General features: G+C 70.1%; 13 protein-coding genes. 7 read left to right on the top strand and 6 right to left on the bottom strand.

Annotation, left to right across the window (positions count from 1 at the left end; translation table 11 throughout):
• Nucleotides 1–49: 49 nt before the first annotated feature.
• Nucleotides 50–385, bottom strand: a complete 336-nt coding sequence (locus SJY06_RS21940) for a DUF4267 domain-containing protein (RefSeq protein WP_380169654.1) — start codon at nt 383–385, stop codon at nt 50–52.
• 116 nt (nt 386–501) lie between these two features.
• Here SJY06_RS21940 and SJY06_RS21935 point away from each other — a divergent pair, with 116 nt between their 5' ends.
• Both SJY06_RS21935 and SJY06_RS21930 read left to right on the top strand, forming a co-directional pair.
• Nucleotides 502–2,265, top strand: a complete 1,764-nt coding sequence (locus tag SJY06_RS21935) for an FAD-dependent oxidoreductase (protein WP_380169653.1) — start codon at nt 502–504, stop codon at nt 2,263–2,265.
• Nucleotides 2,266–2,282: 17 nt separating this feature from the next.
• Complete coding sequence (locus tag SJY06_RS21930; RefSeq protein ID WP_380169652.1) at nt 2,283–2,864, top strand: TetR/AcrR family transcriptional regulator; 582 nt, start codon at nt 2,283–2,285, stop codon at nt 2,862–2,864.
• 273 nt (nt 2,865–3,137) lie between these two features.
• On the opposite strand, the gene SJY06_RS21925 is transcribed toward SJY06_RS21930, so the two are convergent.
• The 5 genes from SJY06_RS21925 to SJY06_RS21905 all read right to left on the bottom strand — a co-directional run bounded on the left by SJY06_RS21925 (nt 3,138) and on the right by SJY06_RS21905 (nt 9,928).
• On the bottom strand, nt 3,138–3,353 hold the full coding sequence (locus tag SJY06_RS21925) for a hypothetical protein (RefSeq protein ID WP_380169651.1): 216 nt from the start codon (nt 3,351–3,353) through the stop codon (nt 3,138–3,140).
• A 585-nt stretch (nt 3,354–3,938) separates the two neighbouring features.
• Nucleotides 3,939–4,520 carry a hypothetical protein gene (locus SJY06_RS21920; protein WP_380169650.1) on the bottom strand — a complete coding sequence of 194 codons (582 nt, stop codon included), beginning with the start codon at nt 4,518–4,520 and terminating at the stop codon, nt 3,939–3,941.
• Between the two features lie 218 nt (nt 4,521–4,738).
• The gene (locus tag SJY06_RS21915) at nt 4,739–7,171 is read right to left on the bottom strand and encodes a glycoside hydrolase family 2 protein (RefSeq protein ID WP_380169649.1); all 2,433 of its coding nucleotides are present in this window, start codon (nt 7,169–7,171) and stop codon (nt 4,739–4,741) included.
• Nucleotides 7,172–7,328: 157 nt separating this feature from the next.
• Nucleotides 7,329–8,363: an ROK family protein gene (locus SJY06_RS21910; protein WP_380169648.1), complete on the bottom strand. Its 1,035-nt coding sequence runs from the start codon at nt 8,361–8,363 to the stop codon at nt 7,329–7,331.
• A gap of 116 nt (nt 8,364–8,479) precedes the next feature.
• Complete coding sequence (locus tag SJY06_RS21905) at nt 8,480–9,928, bottom strand: sulfatase (protein WP_380169647.1); 1,449 nt, start codon at nt 9,926–9,928, stop codon at nt 8,480–8,482.
• Between the two features lie 174 nt (nt 9,929–10,102).
• Between SJY06_RS21905 and SJY06_RS21900 the strand changes: the two genes are divergently transcribed.
• From SJY06_RS21900 to SJY06_RS21880, 5 genes are all read left to right on the top strand, one after another.
• Nucleotides 10,103–11,383, top strand: coding sequence for an ABC transporter substrate-binding protein (locus SJY06_RS21900; RefSeq protein ID WP_380169646.1), 1,281 nt, complete (start codon nt 10,103–10,105; stop codon nt 11,381–11,383).
• A gap of 92 nt (nt 11,384–11,475) precedes the next feature.
• Complete coding sequence (locus SJY06_RS21895) at nt 11,476–12,519, top strand: carbohydrate ABC transporter permease (protein ID WP_380169645.1); 1,044 nt, start codon at nt 11,476–11,478, stop codon at nt 12,517–12,519.
• Nucleotides 12,520–12,536: 17 nt separating this feature from the next.
• Entirely contained in the window at nt 12,537–13,370 is an 834-nt protein-coding gene (locus SJY06_RS21890) for a carbohydrate ABC transporter permease (protein WP_380169644.1), read from the top strand.
• 120 nt (nt 13,371–13,490) lie between these two features.
• Nucleotides 13,491–14,516, top strand: coding sequence for a LacI family DNA-binding transcriptional regulator (locus SJY06_RS21885; protein WP_380169643.1), 1,026 nt, complete (start codon nt 13,491–13,493; stop codon nt 14,514–14,516).
• Nucleotides 14,517–14,966: 450 nt separating this feature from the next.
• Nucleotides 14,967–16,952, top strand: coding sequence for a cellulase family glycosylhydrolase (locus tag SJY06_RS21880; RefSeq protein ID WP_380169642.1), 1,986 nt, complete (start codon nt 14,967–14,969; stop codon nt 16,950–16,952).
• The last annotated feature ends 9 nt before the right edge of the window (nt 16,953–16,961 follow it).

The following is a 16,961-nucleotide window of genomic DNA, read 5'->3' as shown; positions in this document are numbered from 1 at the left end:
CCTGCGGACCGGTTCTTGTCCCGTCCGGTGCGGGATCGCGTCTTTGGGGTCAAGCTTTCGACGACGTGGTTCGGCGGAGCAGGTGCAGACCGAGGCCGGTCGTCGCGGCGACGCCGGGCACATGGGCCAGGGCCCGCCAGCGCCCCCCGCTTGACCAGGAGAGGGCCAGGTCCGCTGCCGGGTTGGCGGACATCAGCAGCAGCACCCACCCGAGGCTGCGGCGCTGCCCCGCACGGTGCAGAGCGATGACGGCAGCGCCGAGCCAGGCGGTCCTGAGCCCGGCGACGCGTCGGAACAGGACGGCCTCGGACACGTTCGGGCCGGCGCCGAACACCGTCGCTGTGCGGTTGGACAGGGTCATGAAGACACCGATGAGCAGCAGCACGGCGGCAACACCGTAGGTCAGCGCGCGGTCCGGCATATGGGGGGTGGAGTCGGACGGGGTGGTCAGTGGGGCGAGCATCTGGACTCCCTCAGTTAGTTAGTAGTAGCCTACCAACTATGAAGCCTTCGGGAGAAGTGATGGATCCGAGTGACCCGGTAGTGGTTGTAGGCGCAGGCCCCGTCGGTGTGACGGCGGCTATCGAGCTTGCTCGCCGTGGGGTCTCGGTCCGGGTAGTCAGCGCGGGGGCAGGGCCGTCGACGACGTCCAAGGCCATGGGCATCCACGCGCGGACGCTTGAGGTCCTGCAGCGCACGGGCGTGAGCGACCGCCTGGTCGGCCTCGGTCTGCCGTTGCACAGCTTCCGGATCCACGACCAGCGCCGCGCCATCGCCGAGCTGCCCTTCGCCGAGGTGCCGTCCGCCTTCCCGTTCGCCCTGTCCCTGGGCCAGGACGTCACCGAGAAGGTGCTCCGGGACCGGCTGCAGGAAGCGGGGGTGGAGGTCGAGTGGGGGACACGGCTGGTCCAGCTGGAGCAGGAGGACGGCACCGTGCGTCTCACGCTGGAGCAGGGCGAGCGTCGCCACGAGGCTCGCGCCTCATGGGTCATCGGCTGCGACGGCGGATCGTCGACGGTGCGACGGTCGAGCGGCATCGCGTTCGAGGGCGAACCGTTCCCGCAGTGGTTCCTCGTCGCCGACCTCCAGGTCGACAGCCCGGTGACGGCCGGGGAGGCCGGCCGCTCGCGGACCAACATGTTCTTCTCCGACGAGGGCGCCACCGCGGTGTTCCCGCTACCCGAACCGGGCCTCTACCGCCTCGCGACCGCCCTGCCGCAGGACGCCGTCCCCGCGATCGACGACGACGAAAGCAGGGGTGGCGGAGGCGACAGGGGTGCGCCGACGGTCGACCTGGCCGCCTTGGAGCAGCTGTGGCAGCGACGCGTCGGGCGTCCGGCCCGCCTGTCAGACCCTCGCTGGATCTCCCCGTTCCAGTTCAACAGCCGGATCGCCGCTTCCTACCGCTCCGGTCGGGTGTTCCTGGCCGGGGACGCCGCCCACGTCCACTCACCGGTCGGCGGACAAGGCATGAACACCGGCATCCAGGACGCGGTCAACCTCACCTGGAAGCTCGCCGCCGTGCTCGAAGGCGCTCCCGAGGGGCTCCTGGACACCTACGAGGCGGAACGCCGGCCCGTGGCCGAAGACGTCCTGCACGACTCCCGCCGCAACGCGGTGATGGCGTCGGCCACCTCGCCCCTGGCCAAGGCGGGTCGATCGCTGGCGTTGCGGACGGTGACCCGCGTGGGCCCGGTCCGGCGCCGCTTCCTGGCCGGCCTGACGATGCTGGCGGTGTCCTACCCGGCCAGCGTCCTGCCAGGTCGCCCTGCACCCACGGGGTCCCGGCCACGTTGGGCCCCCGGGCCCGGCCACCGCGCCCCCGACGGGGACGTGAGCCTGCGCGGCTGCCCCGCTCGCCTGCTGGGGCTGCTCGCCCCGCACGGGCACGCCCTGGTGTCGTTCGACGCCGGCCGGGCCGACCACGACAACAGCCTCGCGGACCTTCTCCCTGAGATCCGGACCGGGCACGACCTCGTCAGCGAGATCCACGTCGTCGTTGTGCGGCGTTACCGAGGCCACGGCAAGAACGAGCAGTCTGGACTCTCGCCCGAGGAGATCACCGAGGTGCTGGACCCCACCGGCCGACTGCACGACACGTACGGCGCCTCGAGACCGGTCATGGTGCTCGTGCGCCCCGACGGGGTCATCGGCTGGCGAGGCCCCCTCGCCCCGTCGGGCCTGCCGCTCCTTCGGGCGGTGACCGACGCATCCCTGCCCCCGGCGCGGGACAGCCACGCGCACCCGCGACGGCTGCCCACCTGATGGCGCGTCCCCGCACGGTGTCCGACGAGCAGATCACCGACGCCACCCGTCGGCTCATCCGCGCCGGTGGCCCGCAGGTCTCGGTCGAGGCGATTGCCGCGGAGGTCGGCGTGTCCGGCCAGGCCGTCCTGAAGCGGTTCGGTTCCAGGAACGCACTCCTCATCCACGCCTTCCAACCTCCGCCGATGCCAGCGTTCCTCAGCACGATCGACGACGGCCCCGACGACCGACCCTTCGCCACCCAGCTCCACGACCTGGCCCGCGACTTGACCGGGCTGTTCGCGACCCAAGCCCAGGACTTCGCCATCCTCCGATGGACCCCGGTAGAGATCAGGGAGTCCCTCATGCCCCCCGGCACCGAACCAGCGCCCGTCGTCGCCGTCCGGCAGGTCACTGCGTGGCTCGAACGCTGCACCACGGCCGGCCACATCAGGCAAGACGTCGACTGCGAGGCCGTCGCCCTCGCGTTCCTCGGCGCCCTCCAGGTACGCGCGGTCTTGGAGTTCGTGACCGGCCGCCCCCCAGGACACGCCGACGACGCGACCTACCTCGCAACGGTCGTCGAGCTGTTCACCCGGGCAACCGCCAGACCGCAGTAGCCGGCCGAGGTGCGCCACCTGGCACGTTCCCAGCGCAGCCACCCACGGGCTGTCGAGCAGAGCCGGCCAGTCCGTCCTGGTCCCCGGTCCACCGCAGGGACCGGGAGACGCGTCCCTAACCTGAGGGCCTCCAACGGGGCGCTCAGAAGGACGTTGTCCCCGTGAGGGGGGCCTGTCCCGGTTGCCGATCCTCAGCCGGTGACGCGCCCGGTCGAGCAGGGGGCGCGCTGCCCCGAGCTGGCATGGCCGCCGGACGGTCTCCGAGGGACGGGATCAGGCGTTCGGCGCCTTCATGGTTCGCTTCCAGAACGCCCGGCAGGGCCCGCACGTCAGCTCCTCGTGCACGGCGTCGAAGGGCACCCCGTGCACTCGAGCACCCGCGCCTCCGGTGCAGGCCAGGACCTGACGGTTGGCGATGTCCACCACGAGATGCGTCGGGGCTTCCCCGTTTCGACCCCAGCGATCCGACGTGCCGATCGTGACCTGCATCCCTAGAGGGTCCTCAATCTTTCCCGCCTTCGTCCATGAGTCCCCGCCGCGTCACCCCACCGGGCTCTCCCGCGGCGTTGGGTGCGTCGTCGGGTGGTCGTGGTTCGTCGAGTGGCCTGAGCGCGACCCGGCGGTGTGTCCCGTCTGGGCGGGTCAGGGCAGCCTGCAGGTCAGCGGGGGGCCCGTTGGAGAACAGTGCTGACACGGCCTGGTCGACGGCGGAGGCGTCGTCGTGGGCCAGTTCGGCGTTCAGCACGGCCACGAGCGTCACTGTCCAGGCGCCCGCCCGGTCGGTCGGTGACGCCGGCGGCTGCGGGACTGGTCGGGGTGCGTCGGTGCGGTGTCCCTGGGGTCGGACGACGACGTCTCCGGTCGCGACGTCAGGCTCGGAGGGGCTGCCCGCGGACGCCGAGGGAGTGCCGGTGACCAGCCTGACAATGACGTCCGCTCCGGAGCGGTCGGCCAGGTGCTGCGCAGCGTTCAGGGCCTCCTGCAGGGCCATCGGCTCGGTGGGCCGCCCGGTCGTGGGGTCAGCGCTTCCCAGCCCGTCCACGACCCATCGTCTGCGTGTCGGCACACCACACCCTAGGAACGAGGCCCCGGTGGCGGTGTCCGCCAGCGTTCCTGGGCGGACTGCCGGCTCATGCCGGTGGCGCGGCCGATGTCGGCCCAGCTGGCCCCGCCGTGGCGGGCCATGGCCACCGCACCGTCCAGACGCGCCCGCGCTGCGGCGACCCCTGCCGCGGCCGCGGCGACGTCGTCGAGGGTCCCGACGGTGAACAGGTGCTCCGTGCGCCACAGGTCGGCCACCACGGCCTCGACGTCCTCCCGGTGAAAGACGTCCTGGACGTCGGCGTCGACGGCGTGGATGCGGCGGGTCTGCAGGTCCTCCAGTGCAGCGGAGGGCACCCTGACGAACTCCGGTCCCAGCCACGTGGCCGTCGAGCCGCTGGAAGAGCTGCAGTGGCAGACAAGGATCCAGCTGGTCACCTCACCGGCCGGGCGGCTCGGGTAGCGCCAGGTCCCGTCGGGGCCCTGCACCTCCGGGCCCACAGCGATGTGGTCGTGGGGGATCCCACCCCCGCTGACGCCGTACCCCCGTTGGCCGTCCTGAAAGACCGGGGCTAGCCAGCCCTCGTGGAGCCCGTCGTCGCTCACCATGCCCACGCCGCTACTATGGCAGGTGTTCCTGCTTAATCATAGGTGACGTCAGGATTTCCTGACATAATGCCGGTTATCGGCGGTGAATAACCGGGAGTTGCATCTAATGCAAGAACTCCCGGCATTCCGCCATGAAGCGGCCGGGTGGGCCCAAGGCGCTGGACTCGAGTGAGCATTACCGAGGTGACGCGACCCCGCGCCAAGCGGTCCACGCCGCCCGTGCCCTAGTTACGTAGTGCTCGATGAGTTGCGCCGACCAGCAGGTCGTTCGCGCAGCGAAGCACGTCACCGCCGAGCAGCGCGCCCGCGTCGTCGAGCCGGCCGCACCTCACCTGCAGGGCCACCTGCTCACCCGGCAGGAGGGTGAGGAGCATGTCGTCGACCACCGCAGCCGGGTCCACCCCGTCGGCCAGCAGCGCGAGGTCCTTCACGAGGCCCGTGGCGGTGACGTCCACCCGGTAGCCGCCCTCCACCGCCGTCACGGTCGCCGTGAACGGGGTGGTGGGCAGGCTCAGGTCGCGGTCCTCGGTGAACCACCAGAACCCCCGCGGGCCCGCGGTGCCGTCGGCCGCCTCCAGGGTGGCCACCAGCAGCTCACCGCGCGGATCCCCCGCGCCCGCCACGTCGCTCGGGACCGCGCCCTCCCAGGTGGAGCGGGCCCCGGTCCGGACCGGCAGCCTCGCCGACGCGAGCTCGTTGCCGTCCAGAGCGAGCCGACGCACGACCAGGTCGGCCTGCACGCCGTCGGCGTCGTCGTTGACGACGACCACGACCAGGTCGTCACCGCGGGGCTGCACGGTGACCAGCCGGTCCGCGTGGGCGTGGCGCAACGCGAACAGCGTGGGCTTGGCCCGCCCGTCGCCGTCCACGGCCGACCACGAGGTCACCGGCCAGCAGTCGTTGAGCTGCCAGACGATGCTGCCGGAGCAGTGCGGGCTCAGCGCGCGCAGGTGCTCCACGGCGGTCCGGACAGCGCGGGCCTGGTTGAGCGACATCGCCCAGTGCCAGTCGCGCATGTCGTCGGGCACGGGCAGGTGCCGGACCAGGCCCCGCTCCAGCTTGCGCTGGCCCTCCATGGCCTTCTGGTGCACGAGCATGCCCGGCGACTCCGGCGTCAGCGGCTCGTCGGACACCGACCGGCGCAACGTCGACCAGGCCGGCGGGCCCTGCCAGCCGAACTCCGACGCGAACCGCGGTCGGTGCGCCCGGTAGGCCAGGTAGTCGCGCTCGTTCCACACGTCCCAGACGTGCGTGAGGCCGTGGGCGTCGTCGTTGGGGTGGCGCACCTCGCCGTCCGGGCCGACCGGGGAGAACGGGCTGCCGGGCACGTAGGGCCGGCCCGGGTCGAGCTCGGCCAGCAGCTCCGGCAGCAGCTGCGAGTAGTACCCCTCGCCCCAGGTCCTGCCGTCGAGGCGGACCTCCCACTCCCAGTCCACGAATCCCCACAGGTTCTCGTTGCCGCCGTTCCACAGCACCAGGCTCGGGTGAGGCGAGAGCCGGGTGACGTTGTCGCGGACCTCGGCGACCACCTCGCTGCGCAGCGGCTCCTCCTCCGCGTAGCAGGCGCACGCGAACAGGAAGTCCTGCCACACGAGCAGGCCGCGCTCGTCGCACTCGTCGTAGAAGTCGTCCGCCTCGTAGATCCCGCCGCCCCAGACGCGAACGAGGTTGACCCCGGCGTCCGCGGCCTGCTCGAGGCGACGCGCGTAGCGGGCCCGGTCGACGCGGTGCGGGAACGCGTCGTCGGGGATCCAGTTGACGCCGCGCACGAAGACCGGTTCGCCGTTGACCAGCAGGGTGAAGCCCGTGCCGGCCTCGTCGGGGGTGCTGCGCCACTCCACGTCTCGGAACCCGACGCGGCCCCGCCAGTCCGCAAGCACCTCACCGCGGCCGCCGACGACCTCGACGACGACGTCGGACAGCGGCTGGTCGCCGTGGCTGCGCGGCCACCAGGGCTGCGCGTCGGGCACGTCGACGTCGAGGTCGACGCTGGTGGCGTCGGTGGGCACCGACACCTGGGCGGAACCGGTCGAACCGGGTCCGGTGACCGACACCCGCACCGTCAGGTCCTCGTCGGCCCCGGGCGCATGCTCCAGGTCGACGGCCACCTGCAGCCGGCCGCCCTCGTCGGCCAGCGACGCCGTCGGCCGCACGCCCGACAGCCGGGCCGTCGACCACTCGACGAGCTCGACGGGCTTCCAGATCCCCGCCGTCACCAGGTCCGGGCCCCAGTCCCAGCCGAAGTTGCAGGCCATCTTGCGGACGGCGTTGTACGGGTGGTGGTTGACGTGCGGGCGGGTACCCAGCGCCAGGGACTGCGCATCGGCGTACCGGACGGCGCTGGCGAACCGAACCGTCAGGGTGTTGGCCCCGGCGACGAGCCGGTCCGTGACGTCCACGACGTGGGTGCGGTGCTGGTTCGCCGCCTCCAGCAGTAGCGCGCCGTTCAGCTCCACGCTCGCCACGGTGTCCAGCCCGTGCCACACCAGCGAACGACGGTCACCCGCCCCGGGGGTCCAGTCGAACATGGCCTCGTAGACCCAATCGGTGAGGCCGATCCAGGCCAGCAGCGACTCGTTGTCGTCCAGGTAGGGGTTCGGGATCAGCCCGGCGGCGAGCAGGCCGGTGTGGACGACGCCTGGCACCGACGCAGGCACGGGGCCAGCGTCGCGGACGTGGTCGGGGACCGGGCCGTCGGCGGGGCGAAGGGTCCAGCCGTCGTGCAGGGACCGAGTGGTGACAGACATGCAGGAGCCTCTCGTCAGATCGATCGTCCGGGCTGCAAAGCCCGGGATGGGGTGGTGTGCTGGGGGCTCAGCCGAGCCGGTGGTCGACGCGGCCCAGAGCGCCGTTGAGCGTCGCGGGGACGCCGTCGTAGGCGGCGGTGAAGCCACCGCCAGGGGACGCGTCGGTGCGGGGGCTCGGTGCGGGGGCGTCCGGTCGTGTCATGGCGATGGCGCCCAGTACGCCCGACATCGATCCCAGCTGGGGTGCGACGAGGTAGGCGTCGACGTCCTCCGCGACGGGGGTGCCGTCCAGTGCGCCGTCGAGCCGGTCCAGGACGCCGCGCCGGATCGCCGGCAGCAGGCCGGGCAGTCCCAGGACACCGCCCCCGATGACGACGCGCTCGGGGGCGACGACGAGGGCGACGGCGGTGACCAGCTGGGCCAGATACCAGGCCTCAAGGGCCACGACGTGGTCGACCTGGTCGCCCAGGTCGTGGGCGGCGCGTCCCGTGCGGGCCCGGATGGCCGGGCCGGACGCGAGCCCCTCGAGGCAGTCCCCGTGGAACGGGCAGGAACCGGCGAAGTCGTCGTCCGGGTGCCGGGTGACGTGCAGGTGGCCCATCTCCGGGTGCAGCTGCCCCCCGAGGACCCGGCCGTGGACGACCGCTCCCCCACCGACCCCGGTACCGACCGTGAGGTAGGCGCTGGAGTCGACGTCGCGGGCTGCGCCCCAGCAGTGCTCGCCGTATGCGGCACCGTTGACGTCGGTGTCCAGACGCGTGGGTACCTCGAACCAGGAGCGGACGGACCCCAGGAGGTCCGTACCTGCCCAGCCCGGCTTGGGAGTCGTCGTGATGCGCCCGTAGGTGGGGGACGTGGGGCGCAGATCGAGCGGCCCGAACGAGGCGATGCCGGCGCGCTGGACCCGGACGTCCTGACGCGGGGCGTCGAAGAACGCGCGGACGCGGGCGAGGGTCTCCCGCGGCGTGGTGGTCGGGACGACGACCGAGTCGACGACGTCGTCGGGCCCGGTGCCGATGGCGCAGACGAACTTGGTCCCGCCTGCCTCGATGCCGGCGGCCACGGGCCGTGGGCTGCTCGTCGCGGCCCCGAGCGAGGTCACCCGCCCCTCTCTTCCGGGCGACCGAGGTGATTCCGTCGTGCGGATGTCCACCTGAACCATCTCCTGATCATGACGACGTTGAGGTGCGGTGGAGAGGCGTTCTGTCACCACGAGGCTCAATACGGGAACGTGCGGGGCAGGCCGCGTCGCGCCTCGAGCTGGCGTTGCAGCAGTTGGTGCCGGTGCCGGGCCAGCTGTTGGTCTACGCCGGGGCCACCGACCTGGACGAGGTCGCGGTGCTCGGTCGGGTCTTGGATCACGTCCCAGAGCCGCTCGGTGCCGTCGGCGTGGACGACGTAGTGATGCGTCGAGGACCGGACCGAGGTCCAGTGCTCGTGCTCGGTCAGCGCAATCTCGAGGCGGTCGAGCCCGCCACCACGCAGTGCCGCGACCAGCGATCGCCCCTGCACCTCAGCAGGAACTGGCACCCCGACCAGTTCGAGCACGGTGGGGACCACGTCGAGGAGCTCCACCACGGTGTCCACCGCCGTCCCCTGGCGGCCCGAGCCGGACGGCCACCGCACGATCAGCGGGACCCGTGACACGGGGTCGTCGGCGGGGTACCCCTTCGCGAGCCTGAGGTGGTCTCCCAGCCACTCACCGTGGTCGGAGAGGAGCACGACCACGGTGCGTTCAGCGCGTCCGATGGCGTGGAGACCGTCCAGGATCCGCCCGATGTGGTGGTCCAGCTCGCTGATCGCGGCGAAGTAGCCGTGACGGATGGCCCGTAGCCGGGCATCGTTCAGTCGTGTCTCGGGCTGGCGCTGCCGCTCGTCGGCGTCCAGTAGTGGCAGCGGCAGGGCGTCTCGGTCGTAGAGCTCGAGGAAGCGACGCGGGACGTAGAACGGCGGGTGCGGGGCGAAGAAGTTGGCGACGCAGAACGACGGCTGCTCGGGGGGCAGGGACGCCAGGTGACCCAGGACGCTGGTGGCGACCCAGGCGCTGTGGGTGAGCGAGTCGTCGGCGCCGAATTCGTGAGGGCCGTCGAAGTCGTCCCTGGGTCCGTCGTCGGGGTGCATGACACCCGGGTCGAGGCCCATCAGCGCCTGGAACTGCGCCGCGGCAGGGGGTAGCCCGATGGAGATCCGGTCGACCGCGTCCGCGTCCACTGACCGGACCCAGGCGCGGTAGTCGTCCTCGTAGACGCCGGGCTCGTCGCACAACCTGAGCACGTCGAATCCGTAGGAGGGATGCGGGGATCTGTGGTCTCGGTTGGCATGCGGGTGGAAGTGCAGTTTGCCGATGTTCGCCGTGCGCCAGCCACGCCGGCCGAGCATCGAGGCAAGCGTCTGCGTGTCCGCGGGAACGGGCACGCCCATCGCAGTGATCCCTAGCGCCGAGGGGTACCGGCCGGTGAGTAGGGAGACCCGACTCGGCATGGACACCGGCGACTGCACCACGGCGTGGTCGAAGTGCACGCCCTCAGCGACGAGCCGGTCAACGTTCGGCGTGAGGGCCGGCGAGCCGAGACAGCCGAGCGCATCCCAGCGCCACTGGTCCGTGTGAATCAGCAGGACGTCCGGAGCCGGCCCGTCGAGGGACTGAGACTTGACCTTCGATGTCACAGGACTTGAGTACCAGCAAGGCGACGTTGCAGGCAAGCGACGGTTTTAGGCCGTCCGTCACCTGGTTGACAACGTCGGACTTTGGGTCCAGTGTCCGGAGTCCACGTACGGAAGAGATTGGAGTCAACGATGATTCGCTCACCGAGGTCGCACCGGGCGGCTGCAGCAGCGGCGGTGGCCGTCGCCCTGACCGCGACGGCCTGCGGTTCGGACGGAGACGACGAGGCCGGCGGCGCAGAGAGCGGCGGCAGCGTCGACACGCTCAGCGTCATGTCCCGGTGGACCGCCGGGACGCCGGAGTACGACCTGCTCCAGTCCGTGATCGAGACGTACACCGAGGAGACGGGCACGGCGGTCGAGGTGATCGACGGCGGCGAGGACATCGACGTCACCTTCGAGACAGCGGTCGCCGCGGGTGAAGCCCCGGACGTCGTCCTCGTCAATCTCTTCGACAAGTCGCTGGGCTGGCTCGACGCCGGGGTGACCGTGCCCGTGGACGACTACCTGACGGAGTGGGGGCTCGACGACCAGATATCCGATCAGGCCATCGAGGAGTGGCGTGTCGGGCAGTCGCCCGACGGCGCCCTCCAGGGCTTCCCGTACTCGGGCTTGAGCTGGCCGGTCTGGTACAACACCGAGCTCCTCTCGGCAGCGGGGATCGATGAGGTGCCTGAAACGGTCGACGAGCTGCTCGCTGCGGCCGAGACTCTGAGTGCCGCCGGTACTCCGCCGATGATCGTGGGAGGCAGCGACTGGTCCGGGCAGAAGCTCTTCTTCCAGGTAATCCAGACCTACACGGACGCAGAGGAGGCTCAGACGCTCTTCAGTGAGGGCGGCTACTGCGACAGCGAAGCAGCTGTAGAGGGCATCGAGCTGTTCGTGCAGCTCCGAGACGCGGGCCTGTTCGTCGACAACGTCGCCGGCCTGACCGCCGACAACATGAACAACACGTACTTCAGCGGCGGCGCGGCCATGATGCCTGCGGGCTCGTGGGCCTTCGCCCCCGCTGTCGCTGCTGATGAGGAGACCGGGGGGACGGTCGTGGACAGCACCGTGCTGGCCGGGTTCCCTGTACCCGCGGGCGAAGGGGCCTTCGACGCCCCCACCATCTACCAGGGGTTCACCGGCGTGGGATTCATGCTGACTCCTGACGGGACCGCTGAGGACCGCATCGGGGCAAGCCGGTCCTTCATCGAGGCGTTCATGCAGGAGGACGTCGTCAGCCAGTTCGTCGCCGAGGCGAACTTCCTCACACCCATCGAGGGTGACTATGCCGACGACGCGACGAATCCTCTTCTCGGTCAGGCCCTGACTCTGGAGGGCGTGGCGCCGGCGGTCCTGCCGGACGTCTGGCTCGGGGTGAACTCCGACCCCGTCACGCAGGTGACGACCCTCGCCTACGGAGACGCCGATCCGCAGGCCATCTGCAGCGGTCTCGACAGCGCAACCACCTGAGGTCACGGCCTCCCGCTTGAACGACCCGACGGTTAAGGAGGCGGGGCGGTTACGGCCGTCCCGCCTCCGTCGACGACGACAAGGAGACCGACATGGCAGCTCCGGACCGAGTTGCAGCCGGCGACGAGGCAGGCACAGCGCCTGGGGCTCGATCGGTGCAGACGGCCGCGACCGCCTCTGCGCCTGACCCCGCCACGCGTCGGACGCAGCGGCTGCGACGCATGAACGCGACTGGGGGCGGCCGGTCCTTGCCCCTGCTGACCGTCCCAGCCCTCGCGCTCTACCTCTTCTGGACGGTCGTGCCGATCGTCTTCGTCTTCGTGTTCGCGTTCTTCGACTACCGAGGCATCCTGGACTTCGTCGCCTCGGACTCGATTGTCGACGTCGACCGCTTCTCAGGTCTGGAGAACTTCCGGCTCGTTTTCGCCGACGAGGTCTTTGTCCAGGCGCTGGTCAACACGGCCATCCAGGTCGGTGTGGCCGTACCACTCATGATCCCGCTCGCGTTCATGCTGGGCTACTACCTGGACCGGCGTCCTGTCGGCTGGCGGGTCCTCTCGGTGTTCTTCTTCACCCCGGGGCTTATCTCCATCTCGATCAAGGGGACCATCTTCTACGCGATGCTCTCCCCCAACGGTGGGCTGAACGGGATCCTCGACGCTGTCGGTCTGGGAGACGGCGGTGCGGTAGATCTCACCACCGCCTGGTACGCCAATCCCATGACTGCCCTCGGGGTCATCATCTTCGTTGATCTCTGGCAGGGGATCGGATGGACCGGGGTGCTGTTCGCGGCCCGGCTGTCGGCCGTACCGGTGGAGCTCTACGAGGCAGCCGCCGTCGACGGCGCCAGCGAGTGGCGGCGGATGTGGGGCGTCGCCTACGGGGTGATCAAGGGCTACTTCGGCACAATGGTGATGCTGCAGTTCCTGTGGACCCTCTTCAACAGCGCCCCCATCGTGTACATCCTCACCGGTGGCGGCCCCGGGACGGCCACCACGACCCTGTCCTTCCTGGTGTACCAGAAAGCCTTCCAGCAGCAGCAGATCGGCTACAGCCAGGTCGTGGGGATTGTGCTGTTCCTCGTCGGCGTGCTCGGTCTTGTCGCCATCAGGCGCGCATTCCGCCAGGCCTACTGAGAACCGACGGAGATACGATGAAATTCGAACGCACCCCCGGGACGGTCGTCGCCCACACGCTTGCGTGGCTGTACGCGGCGGCGCTCGTTGTGCCCCTGCTCTACCTCGTGGTGTCCTCACTCAAGGGGAACCTCGCCATCTTCACCTCGCCCTACTCCCTGCCATCGGACCCGCAGTGGGGCAACTACGTCGAGGCGTGGACAACGGCCCGGCTCGGCCCCGCCCTGAGCACGTCGGTGTACGTCACAGCGGCCTCGGTGGCTGTCACTCTTCTCCTGGCCGTTCCCGCCAGCTACGCACTCGCTCGAAGCGACGGACGGTTCGCCAGGGTCGCCTACGCGACGTTCGCGGCTGGGTTCCTCATTCCTCCCTTCGCCGCACTCATCCCCACCGTCTTCCTCGGCATCGAACTGAACCTGTATCAGCGCGCCGAGTTCCTCATCGCCTTCCTGCCGGCCACGGCCCTGCCGTTGTCGGTCATCCTGCTCACCGCTTTCATGCGCACCATCCCCAAGGAGATGGCGGAGGCGGCCATCATGGACGGGGCCGGGCACTGGACCGTCCTGACCCGGCTCTACGTCCCGCTATCGATGCCAGGGATCATCACGGTCGTGATCCTCCAGTCCCTGGGGTTCTGGAACGAGTTCTTCTACTCCCTCGTCATCGTCGGCACGGCCCCGACAGAGCGCACCATCCAGGTGGCTCTGCCCATCGCACTCATCTCCGAGAACACCGACTTCGGTGTGCTGGCGGCTGGCACGCTCATCAGCCTGGTCCCGGTCTACCTGGTGTACGTGCTACTGCAGCGACGCATGCAGGAGGCGCTCACCGCAGGAGCCGTCAAGGGCTGACAGACATCGACCGGATAACGAGACCCGCCGGTCCACGACCCGCGCCGCCAGTCGCTAGCGTGCATGGTCGGTGACATCGACGGACGCGAACCGTGTGTGCCCCGCTGCTACCGTTGCCGGGTGACGCCAGACGCGCCCCGCGCAGCCATCCCGCGGGCCACGCTGGCGGACGTGGCCCGCCTGGCCGGAGTGAGTGTCAAGACGGTCTCGCGCGTGGTGTCGGGCGAAACTAACGTCCGACCAGAGACCCGGGAGCACGTCATGCAGGCGGCCCGCCGCCTACGTTTTCGGCCGAACCATTTGGCCCGCGACCTGCGACGGGGCGCGATCTCGACGACCGTGGCCTTCGTTATCGGCGACCTGACCAACCCGTTCTACTCGCGCGTTGCTGCCGGGATCGAGCGCACCCTCGCTGAGCAGGACCTCACCATGGTGCTGGCCGCCACCGACGACAACCCCGCACGCGAGGCCGCGGTCGTGCAGGCCCTGCTCGAGCGGCGTGTGCGCAGCCTGATCCTCGTGCCCATCGCCGATGATCAGGGCTACCTCGAAGGCGAGCGACAGCTGGGCACCCCGGTCGTGACCGTGGACCGCCCCGCGTCCAACCTGATCGCGGACAGCGTCGTGTTCGCCAACCGGGACGGTGCCGCCGAGGCGGTCAGCTCGCTGCTGGCGGTCGGTCACCGTCGAGTGGCCTTCATCGGCAGTTCACCCACGCTCTACACCCACGGCCAGCGCCTCGAGGGCTACCGCGCGGCGCTGACCTCGGCCGGCATAGCCATCACCCCGACGTACGAGCGCACCGACGCCGCTGACTCCGGATCAGCCGAGAAGGCTGCTCGGGAGCTTCTCGACCTCGATGAGCCACCCACCGCCGTGCTCGCAGGAAACAACCGGGCAAGTACCGGTGTGCTTCGGGCCTGGCGGGGCCTGCAGGCGCCCCCGGCCCTCATCGGTTTCGACGACTTCGACCTGGCCGACGCGCTCGGAATTACCGTCGTCGCTCATGAGCCCGAAGAGATGGGCCGCCAAGCCGCATTGCTGGCCCTCGCCCGTCAGGACGACCTAGGCGCTCCGGCGGAGCAGCTCGTGCTACCCACGCGGCTCGTGCCGCGAGGCTCGGGCGAGCAGCCCCCGCCCGGCTGAGGCGCCGCACGGCGAACCGACGCTCGCCGGGCGGGCCGTTTAGCCCCGGGGTCGAGCGGCGCATTGAGGCGGGTTCTTTGACGTTGGGGGGCCTGTGACCTCGCGGCGACCACGTTTCCGGGTTGCGCCGACCGGTTGTCTGGGAGCCACGCCAGGTCATGTCATCGACCGACAGGCCAGTGGCACGTGGGTCTCGCCAGGTCAGTGCGGTCAATTCGGGTAAGCCTGCTCCCACGCTGACATCGTTGACACAGACCACACGCGGCGATAGAACGTTCTTGAACGGGCGGTGCAGCCCGGCGAAACGAGAGGTCGACGATGACGGATCGAAACAGACGGGGACGGACTGCTCTCGCGGTGCTGGTGACCGCAGTTGTATCGGTGGGGCTGCTAGGCCTGCCGGCCACGGCCAGCGCGGCCAGGGACGGCACCCGAGCCGCCCTTGGGCCTGTGGTTCGAGCTACGGAGCCGATCCAGGGGCCAGTCGAAGGGTTCGTCGAAGCCCAGGGCGACCGGCTCACCCTGGACGGGCGGCCCTACGTGTTCGCGGGGACCAACAACTACTACCTGATGTACGGCGCCGACGGTCGGGGCAACCAGGTCAACGTCACCAATGTGCTGGACAACGCGCAGGCTGCCGGGTTCGACGCGATGCGAATGTGGGCGTTCTTCGACGTGCAGGATCCGGACGAGCCCGGCCGGACCAGCTCGATCCACGGCGCCGGCAACTCGCCCACGTGGTTCCAGGCGTGGGACGAGGACAGCGAGGCGCCGATGTACAACGAGGGGCCGTTCGGACTGTCCCAGCTGGACTACGCCGTCGCCGAGGCGGGCGAACGAGGCATCCGTGCTGTGCTGCCCTTCACCGGCAACTGGAGCAGCTTCGGGGGCATGGACCAGTACGTGCGCTGGCGTGACCTGGCCGACGACTCCGATCGGGTCTGGTACCACGACGACTTCTACACCGACCCGGTCATCAAGGGCTGGTACAAGGACTGGATCACCTACCTGCTCAACCGCGAGAACGTCTACACCGGTGTCGCCTACAAGGACGACCCGACCGTGCTCATGTGGGAGCTCGGCAACGAGCCGCGCTGCCGCGGCAGCGCCCTTCCCTCCAGCCCTGGCGCATGCGACGAGGGCATGACCGGCGACATCACGGCCTGGGCAGACGAGATGAGCCGTCACATCAAGTCCATCGACGCCAACCATCTCGTCGGCGTCGGCGACGAGGGCTGGTTCTGCGACCCGTCCACGGACGACATCGGCGAGGGCTGGGCGTGCACCAACGGGGTCGACGGCGAGGCGCTGGCCGCCCTGCCCACGATCGACGTTGTTGGCATGCACCTGTACCCCGACCACTGGGGCTACGACGCAGCCTGGGGCGATGAGTGGATCGCCGCGCACGGTGAGCTCGGCAAGCGGGTCGGCAAGCCCGTCGTGCTGGGCGAGTTCGGCATCGAGCCGAACCCTGATGCCGGTGTGCACCGCAACGTGGTGTACCAGTCCTGGTTGGACACGGCCTACCGCAGCGGCGTCGACGGAACCCTCTACTGGATCCTGTCCAGCGATCTCGCCGACGGCACGCCCTACCCGGACTACGACGGCTTCACCGTCTACTGCCCGAGCGCCATCTGCACCACCATCAGCAACAACGCCCAGCGGGTGCGGACCAACCGCCCCGTCTTCCCACCCATCGCCGACGTCGACTTCGTCCAGACCGACTACGGCGCACCGACGACGGTCAACGTCCTTGCCAACGACATCTCCTACCTGGTCCGGCTCGTCCCGGGGACCATCGACCTCGACCCGACCGCGTCCGGCCGGCAGACCACCGTCGCGGTGGACGGCGGACGGTTCACGATCGGCCGCGCGGGTGTCGTCGACTTCGTCCCGGCCGACGGCTTCGCCGGCTTCGCGCGGGCGTCCTACACGGTTGCCGACCGGTCGGGTCGCCTCAGCGACCTGGCCGAGATCACCATCCGGGTCCGCCCCGCACCGGACGCGCCGATCACGCTGTTCTCCTTCGAGGACGGCACCCAGGGCTGGGGGTCGGCGGGCATGACGACGGCCACGACGGACACCTGGTCGACCGACGGGACCCGGTCGCTGCAGGTGACGCTGCCCGAGGGGACCAGCGGTTGGGTCGGTGGCCCGTTCCCCGCGCCGGTCGACGCCTCGCGGCGGCAGTCGCTCAGCCTGGACGTGCGGGTCGGCGGGACCGGGTCCTCGGTCGCGGTCTCCCTGCAGGTCGGCCCCGACTTCCGCTGGTGCCAGTCGACGTTCCAGTACTTCCCGGCGGGCACGAGCACAACCCGGACAATCGATCTGGCCACCGACATGTCGTGCCCGGTCGAAGACCTCGCCGACATCCGGAAGATGAACGTGTTCCTCAACTCGGGCACCCACCTCATTGACCAGGTGGTGCTCCGCTGAGGCGCACCC

Source organism: Jannaschia sp. R86511, from assembly GCF_042466345.1.
Lineage (GTDB): Bacteria > Actinomycetota > Actinomycetes > Actinomycetales > JBBAYJ01 > Aquipuribacter.
Note: the sequence above shows the minus strand (reverse complement) of the source record. Positions and strands in the feature narration are given on the sequence as shown.

Bases quoted from the DNA above. Each gene is read 5' to 3' on its own strand.
- SJY06_RS21935 (WP_380169653.1), top strand. From the start codon at position 502: ATGAAGCCTTCGGGAGAAGTGATGGATCCGAGTGACCCGGTAGTGGTT.
- SJY06_RS21925 (WP_380169651.1), bottom strand. From the start codon at position 3,353: ATGCAGGTCACGATCGGCACGTCGGATCGCTGGGGTCGAAACGGGGAA.
- SJY06_RS21895 (WP_380169645.1), top strand. From the start codon at position 11,476: ATGGCAGCTCCGGACCGAGTTGCAGCCGGCGACGAGGCAGGCACAGCG.
- SJY06_RS21890 (WP_380169644.1), top strand. From the start codon at position 12,537: ATGAAATTCGAACGCACCCCCGGGACGGTCGTCGCCCACACGCTTGCG.